This window comes from Lysobacter sp. yr284 (assembly GCF_900107375.1).
Lineage (GTDB): Bacteria > Pseudomonadota > Gammaproteobacteria > Xanthomonadales > Xanthomonadaceae > Lysobacter.
The window spans coordinates 113,447-129,801 of record NZ_FNPT01000014.1; the positions used below are offsets into that span (position 1 = coordinate 113,447).

Consider the following 16,355-nt stretch of genomic DNA (forward strand, 5'->3'; position numbering starts at 1 on the left):
GGGTCGATTCTAGCGGGTGCGGCCATGGCCGGCCGCCGGTGGGCCCCGATCGGGCGACGGCGGTCGCCTTCCGGCCCCCGGCGCAGGCGTACTAGACTGCGGGCCATGCGAAATCCATTACAAGAGCAGCTGCTCAAGGCCGGCCTGGCGAAGAAGTCCCAGGCCACCCAGGCCGTGCGCGAGCAGAACAAGCAGCGCCAGGCCAAGAACCCGCAGGCGCCCAGCGCCGAACAGGCCGAGGCCGAACGCGCCCGCGCCGAGAAGATCGAGCGCGACCGCGCGCTGGAGGCGCAGCGCAAGGCGCAGGCGCGCGCGCACGAACTGCGCGCGCAGATCCATCAGATCGTCGAGCAGGGCAAGGTCGCGCGCAAGGGCGAGATCGCCTATCGCTTCGACGACGGCGATGCGATCCGGACGGTGTATGTCGATACCGCGCTGCGCGCCCAACTGGCCAGCGGCGCGTTGGCGATCGTGCGCCACGGCGAGGACTACGAGCTGGTCCCGCGCGCGGTAGCCGAGAAGGTGCGCGAGCGCGATGCGGCGATGGTGGTGCTCGATCATGGCCGGTCCAAGACCGCGCCGGCCGAGCCGCTGAGCGAGGACGAGGCGTACTACGCGCAGTTCCAGGTGCCGGACGATCTGGTCTGGTGAGCCGGTCGCGGCGACGCGGCGATCTGCGGCGAAAGCATCGGGCCTGAAAGTCCTGCCACAAGGGTTTCAGGGAAACGGCGTCCGGCACAGCTTGCAGTCGGCGATCCCGCGTTCGGGCTGTTTCGCGGTGCGCGCGAGCACTTTGCGCGCATACGCCTGGCGCTTGAGCGACAGCGCGTCGCGCGGCGCGCCGTAGCGGAACGCCAGTTCGTAGAGCGCGTCGGCGTTCTCCATCGCGCCGCCGGACAGGTGTAGCGCGGCCCAGTCGCGGAACAGGCTGGCGACCACCGGGTCGGGCGGCTTCACGAACTGCACGCGTTCGTGCAACTGATAGCTCAGGCTGCTGTCGAGGTCGGCGCCGATCAGGGTGCTGCCGGCGTTGCCGGGCGGCAGCCGGGTCGGGAACGGCGGCACCAGCGCCGGGCCGAACTGCAGGCCGAGGATGGAATGGCGTTGCAGCCAGCCCGGCTCCCTGGCTGCGGCGATCTTGGCTTCGAGGATGCGCACGTGCAGCCATTCGCTGCGCGCGTGTTCGTTGTCGTCGCGCTCGATGCCCATGCGGATCCAGCGCAGCGCGGCTTGGTCGCGGCCCATCAGTTCCAGCGCGGTGCCGAGGTTGGCGGCGGTCGCGGCGTGACCGGGGTGGAGCTTCTCGATGGCGACGAACAGTTCGGCCGCGGCGATGGGTTTGCCCTGGCGGATCAGCAGCACGCCCAGGTCGTTGAGGTTGACGAAGTCGGGCCGGGCGCGCGCGGCTGCGACGCGCATCGCGACCAGTCTCGGGTCGGGCGGTTCGGGCGTCATCGTCTGGACCAGGAAATCGCCAAGGATCCAGTCCGGCTCGAACGTCCGCCCGCTGCGGTCGGTGCCGGCCTCGTTGATGCAGGCAGGCGCGGCCGGCGCCAGCGCGAGCAAGGCCAGGGCCGCGAACGTGCGGAACGCTTTCATCGCCGCTTCCCCCGAGGCTCGTCCGTGAGTGTGCCGGGGCCAGTGTGCCAAGCCGCGCGGCCAGCGTCATCCGCCGTCCGGCGGCCGGGACGGGGCAAGCTTGCGGCGGCGGCAGCGGTGCGGTGAACTGGGCCGGCTTCCATTCCAGGACCGCCGCATGGCCGTGTTCCGACTTCCGATCCGCCTGATCCGCGAGCGCTTCGGCGGCGACAATTTCGACGACGCCGGCGATTGGGTGGACGGGTGGTTGCGCGATCGAGGCGAACGCCGGTATCGCATCGAATACTCGTTCGATGCCGATCACGCCAATCCGTGGTTCCACGCGATGCTGATCCAGATCGAGGGCTTGCCCGATGCGGTGGGCGAAGCGTTGCGGCGGCGATTGGCCGAGGAAGGCTTGGGCGATCAAGTGAAGTAGGGCGGGTGCGGCGTGGGCGCTGTGGCGCGCTCGCGGCTTGCGCCGCGCCTACAGGGGCTACGATAGGATTCGTCCGGGGCGGGAGAGGACTTTGCATACTTACATCGCGCTGCTGCGCGCCGTGAACGTCGGTGGCACCGGCAAGTTGCCTATGGCGCAGTTGCGCGCGATGTGCGAAGCGCTCGGCTTCGGCGAGGTGCGCACCTACATCGCCAGCGGCAACGTGGTGTTCCGCACCGCGCTGACCGCGGCCAAGGCCCAGGCGGCGCTGGAGGCCGCGCTGCGCGCGTACGCGGGCAAGCCGGTCGGCGCGATCGTGCGTACCGCGGACGAGATGGCGCGCGCGCTGGCGGCCAATCCCTTCGCCCAGGCCGCGCCCAATCGCGCGGTGCTGATCTTCCTCGACCAGGCGCCGGCGGCCGATGCGCTGGCGACGGTGCGGCATCGCAAGGACGAGCAACTCGCGCTCGGCGAGCGCGAGATCTACGTGCATTACGGCGCAGGCATGGCCGATTCCCGGCTGGTCGTTCCCGCGGCCAAGGCCGGCACCGCGCGCAATCTCAACACCGTCGCCAAGCTGATCGCGATGGCGCGCGACGCCTGAGCCGCGCGCAGCGGCTCAGTAGCGGAACTCCTGCGTCACCCGGCGCAGGTCGACGCCGCCCTCGGCCAGTTCGGCCAGCACTTGTTCGGTGAAGCGTCGCGGCGGGCAGTAGTGGCTGCTGTGGTCGGTGATCGCGAGCAACCGGCCCTCGTGCGCTTCCAGTTCGCCGGCGCCGGCCACCGGCTTGCCCTGGCCGAGGCTGGAATGGTGGAACTCGCCGACCCGGTGCTCGCGCGCGGAATAGAGTGCGCCGTCGCCGTGCATGACGAAGATCGCGCGGCCGCGGCCGCTCCAGTGGGTGTAGGCGTCGCGGGTGTCGAACGCTGCGCCGTCGGGACCGTACAGCAGGCCGTCGCGGATGCGCACGCGGTAGCCCGGCAGCTCGGCGTCGCTGAGGTAATGCACGTGGGTGCCGTGCCAGACGCGGTTGCCGGGCAGGTGCTCGCCTTCGAACTGGGCCCGGCGCGGGGTGGTGAGGTACTTGTCGCTCATGCGCGGATGCTGGCGCAGGCGGGGGAGGCGTTCAAGGCCCGCGCGCCGCGAACCGGGCCTGCGCCTTGGCGAGCAGGTCGGCGTTGAGCCGCTCCAGGCGCTGTCGTTCCCGATCGCCGGCCTGAACGCGTTCGATCAAACCGTTGTAGGCGTCCAGATCCTGTTGCCGGGTGAAGGCCAGTCCGCCGTCCTGCAACTGGACGCGGGCGCGCGCGCGTTCGATCAGTTCCACGATCTGCAGGCTCAATTCGGCCGTTTCGCGCTGGTTGCGCACCATCCGCTTTTCCAGCGCGGCGCGCTCGGCGGCTGAGCTTTCCATCTGCGCGAGCAGCGTGCCGCGCTGCGGCAGCCGGCTCACCAGGACCTGCGCGCGTTGCCGCAGTTCGCTGCGCGCCTGTTCGCCGATCGCGGCCGAACGGTCGACCAGTTGCATATAGCGCTGGGCCGCGGCGCGGCTGGCGCGGCGCCCGGCCGCGCTGGCCAGACGTTCGGGCGACAGCAACTGGTCGAGTTGCAGCGTGGCGGCCTCGGCCGCGACCTGTTGCTGGCGTTGTTGCGCGCGCGAAGCGACCTCGCGCAGCAAGGCGTTGAAGCCGCGCAGCAGTTCGGTGTCGTTGCGCGCCGGAACGGTGTCCCCCGGCTTGGGCGCGGGGCCGCTGAGCGGGGCGGCCGTTTCGCCGTCGGCGAGGCGGCGCTGCTGCTGGATCAATTCGTTGCCGGTCGCGCGCAGGGCATCGAGTTCGCGCCGGTTGTCCTGCTGGCGCTTGACGCCGATGTACACGCCCACGCCGATCAAGGCGGCGAACACCACGGCCGCGCCGATCAGGCCCCAGACCAGCCAGATCTGGCCGTGGCCGCGCTGTACGGCGCTGCGGCGCGGCGCCGCGCGCGCGCCGGTTCGAACATTCGCGAACATCCCGTGTTTCCCCTGTGCGGGCGGCGCAGCCCCCGCGCGCCAGTCCCGGCGCGAGTATCGGCGATGCCGCGCGCCGCGGCCAGCGCCGCATTCAGCGGCTTGACCTCAGGCGCGGTCGAGGAACTACCCTGGGCGTATCCCATCGAAGGACGCCCCGCGATGTCTGTGCGATTGCTCGAACTGCCGCGCTACCTGCACCGGCTGGGCTTCGACGCGCCGCCGCCGCCGACCCTGGCGACCCTGGCCGAACTGCAGCGGCGTCACAGCGCGCAGTTCGCGTTCGAGACTATAGCCAACCTGATCCGCGCGCCGATCGCGCTGGACCTGGACGCGCTGCAGCGCAAGCTGCTGCACGACGGGCGCGGCGGCTACTGCTACGAGCTCAACGGCCTGTTCCAGGCGCTGCTGCGCGAGCTGGGCTTCCAGCTGCGCGCGGTCGCCGGCCGGGTGGTGATGGGCGGGCCCGAGGATGCGCTGAACGCGCGCACCCATCTGGTCGCGCTGGTGCGCGTGGACGGCGCGGAGTATCTGGCCGACGTCGGGTTCGGCGGCATGGTGCCGACCGCGCCGCTGCGGCTGGAGTCGCGCGAGCCGCAGGCCACGCCGCACGAACCCTATCGGCTGGAACTGCGCGAGGACGGCTACCTGCTGCGCGCGCGGGTCGGCGAGCAGTGGCGCGCGCTGTATGTGTTCGACCTGCAGCCGCTGGCGCCGATCGACCTGGAGGTCGGCAACTGGTACGTCAGCGCGCATCCGGCGTCGCCGTTCCGCGACCAGTTGCTGGTCGCGCGCACCGGGCCGGGGTGGCGCAAGACCTTGAACAACGCCAGCTTCGCCGTGCATCGCCCGGGCCAGGACAGCGTGCGCCGCGAACTGGACGGCCCGCAGGCGGTGATGGCGGTGCTGCAGCAGGAGTTCGGGCTGCGCCTGCCGCCGGGGCCGGAGCTGGAACTGGCGTTGGCGCGCAAGTTCGCGGCCGGCGCGACCCGGCCCTAGCGCGCCGGCGCCGCGCGCTCAGCGGCGCAGCCGGTCGATTTCCTTCAGCGCCGCCTGGGTGCGCGCGCGCCGCTGCACGTCGATGCTCTCGCTCTGCTGCAGGAACGCGCCGATCTCGGCGATGCTGCGGTTGTACTGCTCGGCGACCAGCGGATCGGCGAAGGCCAGGCTGCCGTCGTCGCGGACCTCGATGCCGTCGCGGTGCGCGTCGGCGAGGTCGTAGATGCGCTCGATCCGCTCGATGATCGCGCGCCGGTTCTTCATCAGCGCGGCATCCTCTTCGCTTTCGCGGGCGAGGTTGCGCTGGAATTCGGTCATGATCGCGCGGCCGTCGGGGCCTTCGCCGGTCAGCGCGCGCAGGCGCTGGGCGAGCTCGCGCTGGCTGGCCTGCTTGACCGCCAGGGTGTAGTTGAGCAGTTCGGCGTACTCGCGGTTGGTGCGGCGCGCGGCCTGGGTGGCCTTGGGGCCGAGCAGGGTTTCCGGCAGCAACTGCTGTTCCAGGTGCAGGCCCTCGATCCGCTGCTGGGCCTTGGCCTGGCGGTAGCGGCTCTTGTCGCCGACCTCGCGCAGGACGATGCGCATGCCCTGCATCAGCGACTTGGCGTCGCGCGCCGGCGCCAGCGCGGTGACGGCCGAGGGCTCGGGCCGGTCGAGCTTCTCGCTGCCGTCGGGCTGGTTGAGGCGCTGCTGTTCGCGCAGCAGCAGTTCGCGGCTGTCGGCGGCGTCGTTGTGGGCCTTGCTGGTCTGGGCGATGAAATCGCCGACGTCGTCGTTGGCCATCGACAACACCAGCAAGGTGATCAGCGCGCAGGCGCCGATGAAGAGGATGCGGGTGGCGGTGCCGTTGGCGCGCCACATCTGCCAGACCGACGGCACCCCGCCCAACGGCATCGCAACCCCGCACTGCGGGCAGCGCAGGGCGTTGGGCGCGATCGGCCGTTTGCATTTGCGGCACTGGGCGTACAACGGCCGGTCTCCGGAGGGGTGGCCGCGCGCAAGCGGCGCGGACCGAGGGTGGGCGCGATTATCGGTCACGGCCGGGGCGCGCAGCCAGCCCCGGGCGCGGGCGGCGCGCAGTCGCGCAGCCTTGTCCGCAAGGCGGCCGCTGCGTTCGGGCCGGGCCGACGCGGGCCCGCGGCAAGCCGTCGGGCGCGAACAACGACTGCGCCTCGACGAACGTCCGGCCGTTCGGGCGCGTGGTTTGCGTCGGGTCGGGCCGGGGCGAGAGATGGCGGAGATTTTTTTCGCCGCCCGTGTCGATTCCTGCGATCCTGGCTCGTCGCTGTCATGAGCAGGCGGGAACGGACCGCGTTCCGCCGCCCGCCGCCCTTACCCATTCGCTTATCGGAGCTTCGCCATGACCACCCACGCGCAACTGTTCGTCAATCTGCCGGTGCAGGACCTGGACCGCTCGGTCGCCTTCTTCACCCAACTGGGCTACAGCTTCAACCCGCAGTTCACCGACGAGAACGCGACCTGCATGCTGCTGGGCGAGAACCTGTTCGCGATGCTGCTGGTGCGGCCGTTCTTCCAGACCTTCACCCAGAAGGAACTGATCGATCCGCAGCGCCAGGTGCAGACCCTGGTGGCGCTGCCGGTGGGCAGCCGCGAGGAGGTCGATGCGCTGGTGGACAAGGCGGTCGCGGCCGGGGCCAAGGCGCACGAGCCGAAGGACTACGGCTTCATGTACCAGCGCGCCTACGACGACCTGGACGGCAACACCTGGGAGATCTTCTACATGGACGCCAATGCGCAGCCGGGCGAGGCCCTGGGTTGAGGGAGCCGGCGATCTGAGCGCAAGGCGTCGGGACTGAAGTCCCTCCCACAGGAGCGATTCCTCCCATAGGAGCGGTGCCTTCCTCAGGAAAAGAAAAGCCCCGCGATTGCGGGGCTTTTCGTGGGAGGGCCTTCAGGCCCGACGCCCTTGTTTCAGCGACCGGCGAGCGTCACCGCGCCGCGCTGCGCGCGTCGGCCTTGAACTCGCGGTTCATCCAGTCGTCGATCAGCCGCTTCTCGTAGCGCAGCGGGTCGCTGTCGCTGGCGCTGCGCGGGCCCATCAGGAAGCTGAGGTCGCGCAGGGCGCGCTCGCCCTGTCCGATCACCTGGCCGTTGGCGTCGGTGAGGGTGAACTTGAGGTCGATGCGCGGCGGGTAGATGTCGCGGACGAAGCGGGTGTCGTCGAACTGCGGGCCGTGCCAAGGCTCGTAGTCGCCGGCGCGCTTGATGTTGGTGATGTCCACCGCCAAGCGCTGGCCGGGCGCCAGTTCGCGTTCGCCGCGCTTGCGCACGTGCTGGGCGATCTGTTCGACCCAGTTGCCGCGGCGCGCGTCGAAGCGGTTGCGGCTCTGGCGGATCTCGGTGAACTGCTCGGGGTTCTCCCAGCGCACGCTGACCGGGCCTTGTTCGGGCAGGGCGCGCGGGGCGTCGGGATCGGTGACGGTACGGGACTTGGCGCCGGCGGCGCCGCTCGCCAGCACGGCGGCGGCGGCCAGGGCCAGCCAGGCGGTTCGGAGTTTCATGGCGCTCTCCGGGAAAGGGTTCGGCACCGATTCTCCGCCTGCCGCGCGCCCCAGGCCAGTGCGGCCGGGGCGGTGTTGGCGACAGTTCACGATGTTCGCCGCGACCGCTCCTGGGGCCGTGCGCGGCCGGATCATTCGCAGGCGCGGCCGTCGCCGTCGCGGTCCAGCCGGCGCGAATAGCCCGGTTCGCCGCGCAGCAGCGGCGCCGCGCCGGCGGCTCGGACCGCGGCGCAGTTGCCATAGACGGCGTCGCCGCGCGCGTTGTGCCCGGCGCCGGCGCCGGCCGGCGTCGGGCGGGCGCCGTGCCGGTCCGGCGGTCGCAGCCCGGTGCGGCCCTGGTCCGCCAGCGCTGCCGCGCCCGGCGCCGCCGCGCCGCCGCGATGGCAGTGGTAGCCGCCGTTGCTGCGGTCGTGGTGGCAGCCGTGTTTGTCCAGGCCGCCGCCGTGCGCGGACGCGGCCAGCGGCGTGGCGGCGAGCAGTGCGAGCGCAGCGGCCAGTGCGGCGCGCCGGCGCCGTGCGTGGATCGGTTTCATCGCGTCCCCCGTCTGCGCGTCAACGCAGTGGGGGACGCGAAGCGGTCAGCGCGGCCGGCTCAGGGCGCGACCTTGGCGCGCGGGGAGAAGTCCACCCGCCGCCGTTCGACGATGCGGCCGCCGTCGCGCCGGCCCTCGACCAACTCGTAGCCGAGCAGGGCGTAGACGCGGGTGCCGGCGAAGATCGGGCGGGCGTCGCCGTACCAGTCCACGCAGCTGACCACGCAACCGTCGTCGCGGCGCCGGGCGGCGCCGGCGCCGGCGGCCAGCGCGCCGGCCGCACTCAGGTTCAGGCGCCGGTTGCGCAGGAACAATACGCGGGCATTGCCGCCGTCGGCGTCGCCGGCGCCGATCACCGGCAGCCCCAGCAGGCCGTTGTCGGCGTCTTCGGGGCGATAGAAAAAGCCGTGGCTGCGGTCGTCGCCCTGGACCGCGTCGGTTTGCAGGTAGTGGCCGGCCACGCGCGGTGCGGCGCCCAGGCGCACGCTGGTGAAATGCAACGCGCGAGTGCCGACCTGTTCTTCGTCGTCGCGGTCGGTGCCGATCAGGATCGCGTCCTGGCCCAGCGCGTCGACGCGCTCGACCGCGTGGCGGAGCCGCAACACCGACGGCGGCTCGCGCCGGGCGTAGCGCAGGGCATAGGCCCGCTTCACGTCGACGTCGTCTTTGTCGCCCCAGTAGCCGCCGAAGCCGAACACCAGCCAGTCGCCGATGAAGCGCGCATGCAGGTCGTAATCGTAGACGTTGGCCTGCGGCAGCGGGCGGTAGGCGGCGCGGCGGGCGATGCCGCGGCCGTCGCCGAACTCGCTCAGGCGCACGCGCAGCAGCGCGAGGTCGCCGGTGCGCGTGCGCGACGCCCACATCGCCTCGCCTTCGGCGTCGTTGCCGACCAGCACGTTGAGCCAGCCGTCGCGCTGCAGGAACGACATCTGGTCGACCGGCGCGCCGCTGGCGCGCAGCGCGCTGGGCGGGCGGCCGTCGAGCGGCATGCGGAACACGGCGGCGTTGGGCTGGCCGGGGCGGTCGGGATCGGGGTCGCGCGAGGTCCAGACGTAGACCGCGTCCTCGGACACGTAGAACGTGCGGCTGTCCGGGCCGAGCACCGCGGCGGAGCGGCAGCGCATGCGCGGGCCGCCGAGTTCGCACTGGGTCACCGCGTGCAACGCGACGTCGCCGGGGTCGAGTTGGCCGGGGCTGGCGTAGATCGCGGTGGCCGGCAGGATGCGGCGGAAGTCGGCCGGCGTCGCGCCGGGCCGCCAGTGGCGCAGCGCCGGCAGGTGCGCGCCGGGCTGCTCGGCTTCGTAGTCGTCCAGCGACATCGGCGCGTAGAAGATCAAGGTCTTGCCGATCAGGCGGCTGGCGTAGTTGCGGGCCGAGTAATAGTCGCTGCTGCGCAGCTGGTAGGTGGCGCGATAGCGCAGGCCGCCGTCGGCCTGCAGGTCGAACAGGCCGATCTCGGTGCCGCCGCGGCCGTAGCTGTAGCCGATCACCACCACGGTGCCGTCGGCGACCAGCATCTCGTCGTACCAGGTGTCGGCGGGATCGGAGCCGGGGGCGAAGGCGTCGATGGACGACACCGCGCGCAGGCGGTCGCCGCCGGTGTCGAGCACGAACAAACGGCCGCGGCGCAGGACGATCAGGTGGTCGCCTTGTTTCTTGACGATGTCGCCTTCGTCCACGCCCTGGGTCTGGACGTTGGTGATGGTGTCGGCGGACGGCGACTCGATGGACGGCGACTCGATGCGCGAGCCGGTGACCGTGATCGATTCCAGAGCGTTGCTGCTCAGTGTGATCGGCGCCTGGGCCGACTGCGCCGGCGCGGCGGGCGCGTCCGGGGCGGGCGGCGGCGGGGAGTGCCGGCGGTTGGCGCCGGGCTTGACCAGGCGCGCCATCGCGCGGCGGAAGTCGCCTTCGCTGGCGAACGGCTTGAGGGCGGCGGCGGCGGCGGCGGCGGCGGGCCGGGCCGGCTCGGCCGGGGTGGCGGCGCGGCCGGCAGCCGGGGCCGCCAGGGCGAGCAGGGCGGCGGCGGACAGCGCCGCGGCGAACAGCGATTTCATGGGGTCGTCCTTGTGGTCCGGGCGAGGGCGTCGCGGCCGGCGGCCGCGGCAGGTATCGCCATCAACGTCCGTGTCGGCGCCATGGGGTCGGCGGCGCGCGCGCCGCCGGCCCGCTCAGGCGTCGAAGTGTTGGCGCACCGCTTCGAAATCGGCGACCGGGCGCACCTCGATCCGGCCGGTACGGCTCCACGGGAACTCCTGGGCGATGCGCACGGCCTCGTCCATGTCCGCCGCCTCGATCAGGTTGAAACCGCCCAGATATTCCTTGGCCTCGGCGAAGGGGCCGTCCATGAAGGTGGTGCGGCCGCCGCGGGTGCGCAGCGACACCGCCTGCGCCGGCGGCGCCAGCATCTGCGAATCGACCAGCTGGCCGCTCTCGCGCATCTGGTCGGCGTGGCGGATGCAGCCGCGCATCATGGTCGCGTACTCGCCGTCGGGCAGGGCTTCGATCAGCGAATCGTCGTTGTAGATCATCACCAGGAATTTCATCGGGACCTCGGCAGCGGGGCGGGCGTTCGCTGCGCAGGATAGCGCCGTGGGCGCAGCGTCATGCAGTGACAAAACGCATGCGGGTTCAGTTGCCGGGGCGAGTGCCGGGGGACGCGGCCTTTGTGGGAGGGGCCTCAGCCCGACGCTTCGGTTTCCGCTGGCGAGGCGCTGCATGGGACTATGTCCGGGGCTGGGCGGAAAGCGTCGGGACTGAAGTCCCTCCCACAAAGGCAGTCCCTCCCACAAAAAAAGCAGCGCTTCCCACAAAAAGCAGCCCTTCCCATAAAAGCAGCCCTCCCACCGAAGCCGTCCCGCCCATGTCCGCCGAGTTCGTCTGCCGCCCCATCGCCTACCTGCGCTCGCCCTACGCCCAGCGCATCGACGCGCCGCACCAGTCGACGGTGGTGGCCGGGACCGAAAGCGGCGCGGCGGTGCAGGCGCGGCTGGAGTTCGTCGCCGACCTGCCGCCGGCGGCGTACGCCGACCTGGCCGGGTTCGAGCGGATTTGGCTGATCTTCGCGTTCCACCGCAGCCAGGGCTGGAACGCGCAGGTCAAGCCGCCGCGCGGCGGGCCCAAGCGCGGGGTGCTGGCGACGCGTTCGCCGCACCGGCCCAATCCGCTGGGGCTGTCGGCGGTGGAGTTGGTGGCGGTGGAAGAGGGCGCGCTGGTGCTGCGCGGGGTCGACCTGCTCGACGGCACGCCGGTGCTCGACATCAAGCCGTACGTGCCCTACGCCGATGCCTTCGCCGGTTCGCGCGCGGGCTGGATCGACCGCCTCGACGCCGACCAGGGCCGCCATTCCGCGCCCGGGCCCAAGCGGCCGCGGCGCCCGGCGCCGGGCGCCTGAGGCGTTGCAACGCCGACGCGCCGATTCGCGTCTCAAGCCTTGGGACGCGGGTATGCATGCTGTGGCCCGCTGCCTTGACGGAGCGTGGCCCCGGCGCTAGTTTCCCAACCGGTTAACTACCACAGCTCTACATAAGATCGATCCAAACCATTTGCGGTCCGTGCCGTCCGGCTTCGGTTCGCCCCGGCTTCGCAGCGTCGGGGGCCGCGGCGCGGCGTTTCCTCGCTCAGGAGTTCCGACATGACGTCCGACGGTTCCAGCACGCTCGCGGTGGCGCCCGCGCGCACGACCCACCGTATCGAAGAGCGCAGCATCACCCTGCAACGCATCATCCACGCCCCGCGCGACCTGGCGTTCCTGGCCTGGACCGATCCTGTCCACGTCGCCCGCTGGTGGGGCCCGCACGGCTTTCGCAGCGTGGTGCGCGAGATGGACGTGCGCGTCGGCGGGCAGTTCCGCATCTGCATGGTCGGCCCCGACGGCGCCGAGTATCCGATCAAGGGCGTGTACCGGCAGATCCTCGAGCCGGACCGGCTGGTCTACACCGACGACTGGGACGACGAGCGCCCGCCGCAGCCCTCGGAAGTTACCGTCGATTTCGCCGAACAAGGCCCCGAGGAGACCCTGCTGACCGTGGCCATCGTGTTCCCCGACCGCGAGGAGTGCGAACTGGCGCAGGACATGGGCACGGTGCCGGGCTGGAGCGATTCGTTCGAACGCCTGGACGCCTACCTCGCCGAGCGCTGAGCGGCGTACGCCGCCGCGGCCGCCTGCCGCGGCGGCGACATCGCCTTGAGCGCCTGACAAACCACCCTGGCGGCCGTCGCAGCGCGCCCGCACTGTTCCATCCGTGCGGCGTTACCCACACGCGCCGCGCGCGCCGGCGCCGTTACCATCGCAGCGCCCGGTCTCTACCGTTACCGACCGTCTTTCGCCGCGCCGCTCCCGGCGCCGCGCCACCTCCACAGCCGCGCCGCGCGCGGCGACCGCGGAGCCGCCATGCCGCCACAGACCCCCGCTTCCCCCGCGCCCGCCGCCGACGCCATCGTGTCGATCCAGGGCCTGACCAAGACCTACGCCGGCGGTTTCCAGGCGCTCAAGCGCATCGACCTGGACATCCGCCGCGGCGAGATCTTCGCCCTGCTCGGCCCCAACGGCGCCGGCAAGACCACCCTGATCAGCATCGTCTGCGGCATCGTCAATCCCGGCGAGGGCCGGGTGCTGGCCGACGGCCACGACATCGTGCGCGACTACCGCGCCGCGCGCGCGGCGATCGGGCTGGTGCCGCAGGAACTGCACACCGATGCGTTCGAGACGGTGTGGGACACGGTCCGCTTCAGCCGCGGCCTGTTCGGCAAGGCGCCCGATCCGGCCTACCTGGAAAAACTGCTGCGCGAGCTGGCGCTGTGGGACAAGCGCGGCGAGAAGATCATGGCCCTGTCCGGCGGCATGAAGCGGCGCGTGCTGATCGCCAAGGCGCTCTCGCACGAGCCGCGCATCCTGTTCCTCGACGAGCCCACCGCCGGCGTCGACGTGGAGCTGCGCCGCGAGATGTGGGCGATGGTCTCGCGCCTGCGCGACAACGGCGTCACCATCATCCTGACCACGCACTACATCGAGGAGGCCGAGGAAATGGCCGACCGGGTCGGGGTGATCGACAAGGGCGAGATCGTGCTGGTCGAGGACACCCGCGCGCTGATGCGCAAGCTCGGCAAGAAGCAGCTGACCCTGCAGCTGCAGGCGCCGCTGGCCGCGCTGCCGGCGGGACTGGCCGGCGACGCGCTGGCGCTGTCGGCCGGCGGCAACGAACTGGTCTACACCTTCGACGCCCAGGCCGAGGACACCGGCATCGCCGCGCTGCTGAAGCGCTTGGCCGAGCTCGGAATCGAGTTCAAGGACCTGCGGACCGAGCAGAGCTCGCTGGAAGAGATTTTCGTCAGCCTGGTCAAGAAGCCGCGCGCGGCGACGGAGGCGCGGGCATGAACCTGCATGCGATCAAGGCGATCTATTTCTTCGAGATGCACCGCACCTTCCGCACCCTGATGCAGTCCATCGCCACGCCGGTGCTGTCGACGTCGCTGTACTTCATCGTGTTCGGCTCGGCGATCGGCTCGCGCATGGTCGAGATCGGCGGGGTCAGCTACGCGGCCTTCATCGTGCCGGGCCTGATCATGATGTCGCTGCTGACCGAGAGCATCTCCAACGCGTCATTCGGCATCTACCTGCCCAAGTGGTCGGGCACGATCTACGAACTGCTGTCGGCGCCGGTGTCGTTCATCGAGGCGATCTGCGGCTACGTCGGCGCGGCGGCGACCAAGTCGGTGATCCTGGGCACGCTGATGCTGATCACCGCGCGGTTCTTCGTCGACTTCGAGATCGTGCACCCGCTGTGGATGGTGGCCTTCCTGGTGCTGACCGCGGTCACCTTCAGCCTGTTCGGCTTCATCATCGGCGTGTGGGCGGACGGGTTCGAGAAGCTGCAGATGATCCCGATGATGATCGTGATGCCGCTGACGTTCCTCGGCGGCAGCTTCTATTCCATCGACATGCTGCCGCCGTTCTGGCGCTCGGTGTCGCTGTTCAATCCGGTGGTGTACCTGGTCAACGGGTTCCGCTGGAGCTTCTACGGCAAGTCGGACGTGGACATCGGGCTCAGCGTGGGGATGACGGCGGGGTTCATGGTGCTGTGCCTGGTGGCGGTGTGGTGGATTTTCCGCACGGGGTACAAGCTCAAGAGCTGAGTGTGGCGCTGTAGCCGATCGACGCGCGCGCTCGCCCCAACCCCTCTCCCGCAAGCGGGAGAGGGGCTCTCCAGCGCCGGGCCCCCATCCCATCCGAACCCTGCCGTATACCCAACCCGCGGAGTATGCTGCGGCGGTCCCGGCCCGGCCGCGTTGAGCGCAGCGCGGTCGTCGCGCCGGACCGCAGCCGGAGCCACCGCGGATGCCCAACGACCACCAGCAACTCCACCGCGGCCTCAGCGAGCGCCACATCCGCCTGATGGCGCTGGGCGCCGCGATCGGCGTCGGCCTGTTCCTGGGCTCGGCCAACGCGATCAAGCTCGCCGGCCCCGGCATCCTGCTGGCCTACCTGCTCGGCGGCGGTGCGATCTTCATCATCATGCGCGCGCTCGGCGAGATGGCCGTGCACAACCCGGTCGCCGGTTCCTTCAGCCGCTACGCGCGCGACTACCTCGGCCCGCTGTCGGGCTATCTGACCGGCTGGAACTACTGGTTCCTGTGGCTGGTGACCTGCGTGGCCGAGATCACCGCGGTCGGCGTGTACATGCAGGTCTGGTTCCCCGGTTCGCCGCAATGGGCGTGGGCGCTGGCCGCGCTGGTGGCGATGGGCTCGGTCAACCTGATCACGGTCAAGGCCTACGGCGAGTTCGAGTTCTGGTTCGCGATGATCAAGGTGGTGACCATCGTCGCGATGATCCTCGGCGGCCTGGCGATGATCGTGTTCGGCCTGGGCAACAACGGCGTGGCCATCGGCATCTCCAACCTGTGGGCGCACGGCGGCTTCTTCCCCAACGGCGCGCAGGGCGTGCTGATGTCGCTGCAGATGGTGATGTTCGCCTACCTGGGCGTGGAGATGATCGGCCTGACCGCGGGCGAGGCGGCCAACCCGGCCAAGTCGATCCCCGATGCGATCAACTCGGTGTTCTGGCGGATCGTGATCTTCTATGTAGGCGCGCTGTTCGTGATCCTGTCGCTGTACCCGTGGAACGAACTGGGCACCACCGGCAGCCCGTTCGTGCAGACCTTCGAGCGCCTGGGCATCCGCGAGGCCGCCGGCATCATCAACTTCGTGGTCCTGACCGCCGCGCTGTCCTCGTGCAACGGCGGCATCTTCAGCACCGGCCGCATGCTCTACAACCTGGCCCAGCAGAAGCAGGCGCCGGCGCTGTTCGCGCGCACCTCGCCCGGCGGCGTGCCGCGCGCGGCGATCCTGGTGTCGGTGGTGGCGCTGCTGTTCGGCGTGGCGGCGAACTATCTGGCCCCGGCCAAGGTGTTCGTGTGGGTGACCTCCATCGCCACCTTCGGCGCGATCTGGACCTGGGGCGTGATCCTGGTGGCGCACATGAAGTTCCGCGCGCGCTTGAGCCCGGCCGAACGCGATGCGCTGGCGTTCAAGGCGCCGATGTTCCCGGTCGGTTCGTGGATCGCGCTGGCGTTCCTGGTGCTGGTGATCGGGCTGATGGCGTACTTCCCCGACACCCGGGTGGCGCTGATCGTCGGCCCGGCGTTCCTGGTGCTGCTGACCGTGCTGTTCTACGCGCTGGGCTTCCACCGGCGCGCCGCGACGGCGTAAGCGTCGCCGCAGCGCAGCCGCACGCAAGCGGCGCGGGCGAAGGCCCGCGCCGCTTTGCGTTTTGGTGGCGGAGCGATGTTCTGCCTTGTCCGGCCGTTGATGTGGCGAAGGCCGGAACCCAAAAAATCTAGCCGTTGCCGTTGCCGTTGCCGTTGCCATTGCCATTGCCATTGCCGTTGTCGTTCGCTCGGACGCAACCCCACGCGAAGCACACGTCTCGCAGCCCCGCAGGGCGTGCGCATGGATGCGCACGCGCGCCATGGGGCAGGATGCCCCTTATGGCGCGGCCCCGCGCCCCGGGCAGCAACAAGGGCCCTTGAATCCAAAAAAGAAAAAGCACTTTCTTTGGTTACTTTCTTTGTTGCTTTGGACAAAGAAAGTGACCCGGCCGCTTGCGGACGGAAGCCCTTGATGTTCGCTTGTCATCGCACGTACGAACACCCAAAGGCAGAACCCACCGCGGCACGCCCCCTGTAGGAGCGGCGCAAGCCGCGACCGCGCCAGCGCAGATGCGGTGAAAGTTTCGTCGTAGTTGCGTTGTCGCGGTCGCGGCTCGCGCCGCTCCTACAG

The 16,355-nt window shown here is 70.7% G+C and carries 18 protein-coding genes; 10 read left to right on the forward strand and 8 right to left on the reverse strand.

The features are described 5' to 3' along the window. Window positions 1-105: 105 nt before the first annotated feature. Window positions 106-651: a DUF2058 domain-containing protein gene (locus tag BLV01_RS18355; protein ID WP_091803149.1), complete on the forward strand. Its 546-nt coding sequence runs from the start codon at window positions 106-108 to the stop codon at window positions 649-651. Window positions 652-717: 66 nt separating this feature from the next. Here the strand turns inward: BLV01_RS18355 and BLV01_RS18360 are convergent, their stop codons facing one another. Further along, window positions 718-1,599 (reverse strand): tetratricopeptide repeat protein, encoded by an 882-nt coding sequence (locus BLV01_RS18360; protein ID WP_091803152.1) that lies wholly within the window; start codon window positions 1,597-1,599, stop codon window positions 718-720. A 157-nt stretch (window positions 1,600-1,756) separates the two neighbouring features. Here BLV01_RS18360 and BLV01_RS18365 point away from each other — a divergent pair, with 157 nt between their 5' ends. Next, window positions 1,757-2,017 (forward strand): hypothetical protein, encoded by a 261-nt coding sequence (locus BLV01_RS18365; RefSeq protein WP_091803155.1) that lies wholly within the window; start codon window positions 1,757-1,759, stop codon window positions 2,015-2,017. Window positions 2,018-2,108: 91 nt separating this feature from the next. Further along, the gene (locus BLV01_RS18370; RefSeq protein WP_091803157.1) at window positions 2,109-2,621 is read left to right on the forward strand and encodes a DUF1697 domain-containing protein; all 513 of its coding nucleotides are present in this window, start codon (window positions 2,109-2,111) and stop codon (window positions 2,619-2,621) included. A 15-nt stretch (window positions 2,622-2,636) separates the two neighbouring features. Here BLV01_RS18370 and BLV01_RS18375 read toward each other — a convergent pair whose 3' ends face one another. Both BLV01_RS18375 and BLV01_RS18380 read right to left on the reverse strand, forming a co-directional pair. Continuing rightward, window positions 2,637-3,113, reverse strand: a complete 477-nt coding sequence (locus BLV01_RS18375; RefSeq protein ID WP_091803160.1) for a hypothetical protein — start codon at window positions 3,111-3,113, stop codon at window positions 2,637-2,639. 31 nt (window positions 3,114-3,144) lie between these two features. Continuing rightward, on the reverse strand, window positions 3,145-4,029 hold the full coding sequence (locus tag BLV01_RS18380) for a coiled-coil domain-containing protein (RefSeq protein WP_091803163.1): 885 nt from the start codon (window positions 4,027-4,029) through the stop codon (window positions 3,145-3,147). Between the two features lie 159 nt (window positions 4,030-4,188). Here BLV01_RS18380 and BLV01_RS18385 point away from each other — a divergent pair, with 159 nt between their 5' ends. Next, on the forward strand, window positions 4,189-5,025 hold the full coding sequence (locus tag BLV01_RS18385; RefSeq protein WP_091803228.1) for an arylamine N-acetyltransferase family protein: 837 nt from the start codon (window positions 4,189-4,191) through the stop codon (window positions 5,023-5,025). Between the two features lie 18 nt (window positions 5,026-5,043). On the opposite strand, the gene BLV01_RS18390 is transcribed toward BLV01_RS18385, so the two are convergent. Continuing rightward, window positions 5,044-5,916, reverse strand: a complete 873-nt coding sequence (locus tag BLV01_RS18390) for a hypothetical protein (RefSeq protein ID WP_091803166.1) — start codon at window positions 5,914-5,916, stop codon at window positions 5,044-5,046. A gap of 466 nt (window positions 5,917-6,382) precedes the next feature. On the opposite strand from BLV01_RS18390, the gene BLV01_RS18395 reads away from it, so the two are divergent. Beyond that, a complete protein-coding gene (locus tag BLV01_RS18395) occupies window positions 6,383-6,802 on the forward strand; it encodes a VOC family protein (protein ID WP_091803169.1) in 420 nt (139 codons plus the stop codon). Window positions 6,803-6,971: 169 nt separating this feature from the next. Here the strand turns inward: BLV01_RS18395 and BLV01_RS18400 are convergent, their stop codons facing one another. The 4 genes from BLV01_RS18400 to BLV01_RS18415 form a co-directional block, all read right to left on the reverse strand. Then, complete coding sequence (locus BLV01_RS18400) at window positions 6,972-7,544, reverse strand: DUF3016 domain-containing protein (protein ID WP_091803172.1); 573 nt, start codon at window positions 7,542-7,544, stop codon at window positions 6,972-6,974. A gap of 131 nt (window positions 7,545-7,675) precedes the next feature. Then, a complete protein-coding gene (locus BLV01_RS18405; protein ID WP_091803175.1) occupies window positions 7,676-8,077 on the reverse strand; it encodes an excalibur calcium-binding domain-containing protein in 402 nt (133 codons plus the stop codon). 59 nt (window positions 8,078-8,136) lie between these two features. Continuing rightward, on the reverse strand, window positions 8,137-10,134 hold the full coding sequence (locus BLV01_RS18410) for a beta-propeller domain-containing protein (protein ID WP_091803178.1): 1,998 nt from the start codon (window positions 10,132-10,134) through the stop codon (window positions 8,137-8,139). Between the two features lie 114 nt (window positions 10,135-10,248). Then, window positions 10,249-10,623 (reverse strand): YciI family protein, encoded by a 375-nt coding sequence (locus BLV01_RS18415; protein WP_091803180.1) that lies wholly within the window; start codon window positions 10,621-10,623, stop codon window positions 10,249-10,251. A gap of 317 nt (window positions 10,624-10,940) precedes the next feature. Here BLV01_RS18415 and tsaA point away from each other — a divergent pair, with 317 nt between their 5' ends. The 5 genes from tsaA (at window position 10,941) to BLV01_RS18440 (ending at window position 15,785) form a co-directional block, all read left to right on the forward strand. Further along, window positions 10,941-11,471, forward strand: coding sequence for a tRNA (N6-threonylcarbamoyladenosine(37)-N6)-methyltransferase TrmO (tsaA, locus tag BLV01_RS18420; protein ID WP_091803183.1), 531 nt, complete (start codon window positions 10,941-10,943; stop codon window positions 11,469-11,471). Between the two features lie 240 nt (window positions 11,472-11,711). After that, entirely contained in the window at window positions 11,712-12,218 is a 507-nt protein-coding gene (locus BLV01_RS18425) for an SRPBCC domain-containing protein (protein WP_091803186.1), read from the forward strand. A gap of 252 nt (window positions 12,219-12,470) precedes the next feature. Continuing rightward, the gene (locus BLV01_RS18430; RefSeq protein WP_091803189.1) at window positions 12,471-13,454 is read left to right on the forward strand and encodes an ABC transporter ATP-binding protein; all 984 of its coding nucleotides are present in this window, start codon (window positions 12,471-12,473) and stop codon (window positions 13,452-13,454) included. Further along, complete coding sequence (locus tag BLV01_RS18435; protein ID WP_091803192.1) at window positions 13,451-14,212, forward strand: ABC transporter permease; 762 nt, start codon at window positions 13,451-13,453, stop codon at window positions 14,210-14,212. The genes BLV01_RS18430 and BLV01_RS18435 overlap by 4 nt, the downstream gene beginning before the upstream one ends. Before the next feature lie 202 nt (window positions 14,213-14,414). Continuing rightward, on the forward strand, window positions 14,415-15,785 hold the full coding sequence (locus tag BLV01_RS18440; protein WP_091803194.1) for an amino acid permease: 1,371 nt from the start codon (window positions 14,415-14,417) through the stop codon (window positions 15,783-15,785). Window positions 15,786-16,355 lie beyond the last annotated feature (570 nt).

Bases quoted from the DNA above. Each gene is read 5' to 3' on its own strand.
- BLV01_RS18355 (WP_091803149.1), top strand. From the start codon at position 106: ATGCGAAATCCATTACAAGAGCAGCTGCTCAAGGCCGGCCTGGCGAAG.
- BLV01_RS18360 (WP_091803152.1), bottom strand. From the start codon at position 1,599: ATGAAAGCGTTCCGCACGTTCGCGGCCCTGGCCTTGCTCGCGCTGGCG.
- BLV01_RS18365 (WP_091803155.1), top strand. From the start codon at position 1,757: ATGGCCGTGTTCCGACTTCCGATCCGCCTGATCCGCGAGCGCTTCGGC.
- BLV01_RS18375 (WP_091803160.1), bottom strand. From the start codon at position 3,113: ATGAGCGACAAGTACCTCACCACCCCGCGCCGGGCCCAGTTCGAAGGC.
- BLV01_RS18380 (WP_091803163.1), bottom strand. From the start codon at position 4,029: ATGTTCGCGAATGTTCGAACCGGCGCGCGCGCGGCGCCGCGCCGCAGC.
- BLV01_RS18385 (WP_091803228.1), top strand. From the start codon at position 4,189: ATGTCTGTGCGATTGCTCGAACTGCCGCGCTACCTGCACCGGCTGGGC.
- BLV01_RS18390 (WP_091803166.1), bottom strand. From the start codon at position 5,916: ATGCCGTTGGGCGGGGTGCCGTCGGTCTGGCAGATGTGGCGCGCCAAC.
- BLV01_RS18395 (WP_091803169.1), top strand. From the start codon at position 6,383: ATGACCACCCACGCGCAACTGTTCGTCAATCTGCCGGTGCAGGACCTG.
- BLV01_RS18400 (WP_091803172.1), bottom strand. From the start codon at position 7,544: ATGAAACTCCGAACCGCCTGGCTGGCCCTGGCCGCCGCCGCCGTGCTG.
- BLV01_RS18405 (WP_091803175.1), bottom strand. From the start codon at position 8,077: ATGAAACCGATCCACGCACGGCGCCGGCGCGCCGCACTGGCCGCTGCG.
- BLV01_RS18410 (WP_091803178.1), bottom strand. From the start codon at position 10,134: ATGAAATCGCTGTTCGCCGCGGCGCTGTCCGCCGCCGCCCTGCTCGCC.
- BLV01_RS18415 (WP_091803180.1), bottom strand. From the start codon at position 10,623: ATGAAATTCCTGGTGATGATCTACAACGACGATTCGCTGATCGAAGCC.
- tsaA (WP_091803183.1), top strand. From the start codon at position 10,941: ATGTCCGCCGAGTTCGTCTGCCGCCCCATCGCCTACCTGCGCTCGCCC.
- BLV01_RS18425 (WP_091803186.1), top strand. From the start codon at position 11,712: ATGACGTCCGACGGTTCCAGCACGCTCGCGGTGGCGCCCGCGCGCACG.
- BLV01_RS18430 (WP_091803189.1), top strand. From the start codon at position 12,471: ATGCCGCCACAGACCCCCGCTTCCCCCGCGCCCGCCGCCGACGCCATC.
- BLV01_RS18435 (WP_091803192.1), top strand. From the start codon at position 13,451: ATGAACCTGCATGCGATCAAGGCGATCTATTTCTTCGAGATGCACCGC.
- BLV01_RS18440 (WP_091803194.1), top strand. From the start codon at position 14,415: ATGCCCAACGACCACCAGCAACTCCACCGCGGCCTCAGCGAGCGCCAC.